Origin of the sequence: Nocardia niigatensis NBRC 100131 (assembly GCF_000308655.1) — a bacterium.
Lineage (GTDB): Bacteria > Actinomycetota > Actinomycetes > Mycobacteriales > Mycobacteriaceae > Nocardia > Nocardia niigatensis.
The window spans coordinates 118,151-120,426 of sequence record NZ_BAGC01000054.1; the positions used below are offsets into that span (position 1 = coordinate 118,151).

The following is a 2,276-nucleotide window of genomic DNA, read 5'->3' on the forward strand; positions in this document are numbered from 1 at the left end:
CACGACCGCTCAGCACATGGCCCCGTTGGCGCGGCCGGTCCGGCCGGAGACCCGACCGGCCTCGTCGGAGAGCAGCCAGCCGACCACGGGTGCGATGTCCGAGGGGTGGCCGAGGCGGTTGCCCGGACCGAGTGTGGCGGTCACCCCTGGCGTATCGCCGGCAGTCCCGCGGCGGCGGCGAACCCGTGGACGAGGGCGGTCACGGCGAACTCGAACCGGGCGCTGTCGTCGGTGCCCGCGCCGGTGCGCGCGGCCCGCAGGATGAGTGGGAATTCCTCCGGGTCCAGGGTTTTCAGGAAGTCGACCGAGCCCGGTTCGCCCGCCTCGTCGATCGGGGCGGTGCGGGCTTCGGAATTGGCATGGGCCACCACGAACAAGGTGAGCGCGTTCAGGGCGTCGAGGGCGGGGGCGAGTTCGAAACCGGCCGCCACCAACAGTTTCAGGCCGCGCTCGGCGGTGTGCAGAGTCTTCGGGGTGACGGCGGGGCGCGTGGCGATGAGCGGCAGCGCGCCGGGGTGTTCCAGGAGTGCGGCGCGCAGGGCGCGGGCGTAGTCGCCGAGCGCCGATTGCCAAGGGCCGGCGGCGAATCCGGCGTCGGCCTGCGACATGACGCGTTCGACCATGCCGTCGAGCAGGGCGTCCTTGTTGGGCACGTAGTGGTAGAGCGTCATGGCCTCGACGCCGAGTTCGGCGCCGAGCTTGCGCATGGACAGCGCGGCCAGTCCGTCCCGATCAGCGAACGCGAGAGCCGCGTCGAGCACCTGCTCGCGGGAAATTCCTGCTCGTTCGGCTCGGGTGCGCTTGGCGGCCATCGGTTTCCTTCCAGGGTTGACAACTCTTACGTCGTAAGTGAACGATAGCCCACAGCAACGAACTCTTACGACGTAAGAGTCATCGTGAAAGGGAGAACCGCATGACCACCACCGCCGCGGCCGGCAACAGGACCGTCGTCACCGCGTTCATCGACGCGCTCGACCACGGCCTCGAGGGCGGGACCGAATGGGTCCGCTACCTGTCCCCGCAGGTGATCGACCACAACAAGGTGATCTTCGGCGAGGAGGACGCACCGGGCGCCGCCATCGAGGGATTCCGTCAGCAGCTCGCGGCCTTCAGTGCGACCGGCGAGCAGGAGAGCGGAATCCTGGTGCAGGAGTTGATCGGTGAGGACGATCGGATCGTGGCGCGGCTACGGGTGGTCGGCCGCCACACCGGCGCGCACGCCCGGATGCCGGAACCGACCGGGCGCACCCGCGATGTCGAGCAGATCTGGATCTTCACCCTGACCGACTCGCGCATCAGCGAGATCCGCGCGGTCAGCGACCGGCTGGGCATGTTTCTTCAGCTGGGCTGGGACTGGCCTGCCGTCGACTGAGCGCCGGCGGCCGGGAGTCGTGGGCCCGGGGCCGCCAGGACCGGTAGATCCTGGCGGCCGTCACACCTGCCGACCGGCCGCTACGCGGTTGTCGTAGTGGTCTGCGGCGGGAAGGTGTACGAGGAGCCGGTGCCCAACGCCTTCGCCATCATCGCGAAGAGGTCGTTGATTGCACTGCCGCTGAACATCGCGCCTCCTAGACGACCGGCGTGGTGGTGCCCGCGCCCGGCTGGGTGATCGACGTCGACGATCCAGAAGTCACGAGGTGAGCGAAGGCGATCAGGAGGTCGGTGAAGCCACTGCCCGAGTAGATAGGCATGGGGTGAATCCTTTCGAGATTGTTTTCTTCAGTGCGAATTTCTTCGCGAAGCGGCAGTGCGAATTACTTCGCGTTGCGGCGCTTGGCCTTCGGGCCCTTGGGGTTGTAGCTCGCGGTGGAGCCGGCGCCGAGGAACTGCAGCACCTGGGTCATCAGGGCGCCGATGTCGACGGTGGTGCCGCCGCCGGTGGGGGGAGGAGTGGTGGTCATGGTGTTTCCCTTTCTTTCACGACGCGGACAGACCCCCTCGATTCGTTGTTTCTTCTCGGGACCGCCGCACGGGGCCGATGTGACCCCGGGTCTCTGATGCGGAACTGCAGTGCCACCGGACTGTGAACTGCTGTGCCGCAGAACTATTCGGTTTCGGCCGCCATCGCCTGGACCAGGGACGCCGGCCGCATATCGGTCCAGTGCGCTTCGACATAGTCCAGGCAGCTCTGCCGGCGGGCCGGACCGTGCGCGACGGTCCAGCCGCCGGGCACGGCGGCGAACACCGGCCACAGCGAATGCTGGGCCTCCTCGTTGACAAGTACGTAGAACTGCGCGTTTTCGTCATCGAAGGGATTGCTCATTCGGGTTGCCTTT

6 protein-coding genes are annotated in these 2,276 nt (G+C 67.6%); 1 reads left to right on the plus strand and 5 read right to left on the minus strand.

Features of this window, described 5'->3' with window-relative positions:
- Nucleotides 1-9 precede the first annotated feature (9 nt).
- Together ON33_RS44080 and ON33_RS26145 are read right to left on the minus strand one after the other, a co-directional pair.
- Nucleotides 10-144 carry a hypothetical protein gene (locus ON33_RS44080; RefSeq protein WP_281033236.1) on the minus strand — a complete coding sequence of 45 codons (135 nt, stop codon included), beginning with the start codon at nucleotides 142-144 and terminating at the stop codon, nucleotides 10-12.
- Nucleotides 141-812, minus strand: a complete 672-nt coding sequence (locus tag ON33_RS26145; protein ID WP_040861743.1) for a TetR/AcrR family transcriptional regulator C-terminal domain-containing protein — start codon at nucleotides 810-812, stop codon at nucleotides 141-143. The genes ON33_RS44080 and ON33_RS26145 overlap by 4 nt, the downstream gene beginning before the upstream one ends.
- A gap of 101 nt (nucleotides 813-913) precedes the next feature.
- On the opposite strand from ON33_RS26145, the gene ON33_RS26150 reads away from it, so the two are divergent.
- Complete coding sequence (locus ON33_RS26150; RefSeq protein ID WP_040861744.1) at nucleotides 914-1,372, plus strand: ester cyclase; 459 nt, start codon at nucleotides 914-916, stop codon at nucleotides 1,370-1,372.
- 196 nt (nucleotides 1,373-1,568) lie between these two features.
- Here the strand turns inward: ON33_RS26150 and ON33_RS44085 are convergent, their stop codons facing one another.
- The 3 genes from ON33_RS44085 to ON33_RS26155 form a co-directional block, all read right to left on the minus strand.
- Complete coding sequence (locus ON33_RS44085) at nucleotides 1,569-1,691, minus strand: hypothetical protein (RefSeq protein ID WP_281033237.1); 123 nt, start codon at nucleotides 1,689-1,691, stop codon at nucleotides 1,569-1,571.
- Between the two features lie 63 nt (nucleotides 1,692-1,754).
- Nucleotides 1,755-1,901: a hypothetical protein gene (locus ON33_RS41655; protein WP_157184737.1), complete on the minus strand. Its 147-nt coding sequence runs from the start codon at nucleotides 1,899-1,901 to the stop codon at nucleotides 1,755-1,757.
- 143 nt (nucleotides 1,902-2,044) lie between these two features.
- Complete coding sequence (locus tag ON33_RS26155; RefSeq protein ID WP_040861745.1) at nucleotides 2,045-2,263, minus strand: MbtH family protein; 219 nt, start codon at nucleotides 2,261-2,263, stop codon at nucleotides 2,045-2,047.
- Nucleotides 2,264-2,276: the final 13 nt, after the last annotated feature.

What these genes read in the sequence shown, in the direction of transcription:
- ON33_RS26155 (WP_040861745.1), bottom strand. Translation starts at nt 2,263, where the DNA reads ATGAGCAATCCCTTCGATGACGAAAACGCGCAGTTCTACGTACTTGTC.
- ON33_RS26150 (WP_040861744.1), top strand. Translation starts at nt 914, where the DNA reads ATGACCACCACCGCCGCGGCCGGCAACAGGACCGTCGTCACCGCGTTC.
- ON33_RS44085 (WP_281033237.1), bottom strand. Translation starts at nt 1,691, where the DNA reads ATGCCTATCTACTCGGGCAGTGGCTTCACCGACCTCCTGATCGCCTTC.
- ON33_RS26145 (WP_040861743.1), bottom strand. Translation starts at nt 812, where the DNA reads ATGGCCGCCAAGCGCACCCGAGCCGAACGAGCAGGAATTTCCCGCGAG.
- ON33_RS41655 (WP_157184737.1), bottom strand. Translation starts at nt 1,901, where the DNA reads ATGACCACCACTCCTCCCCCCACCGGCGGCGGCACCACCGTCGACATC.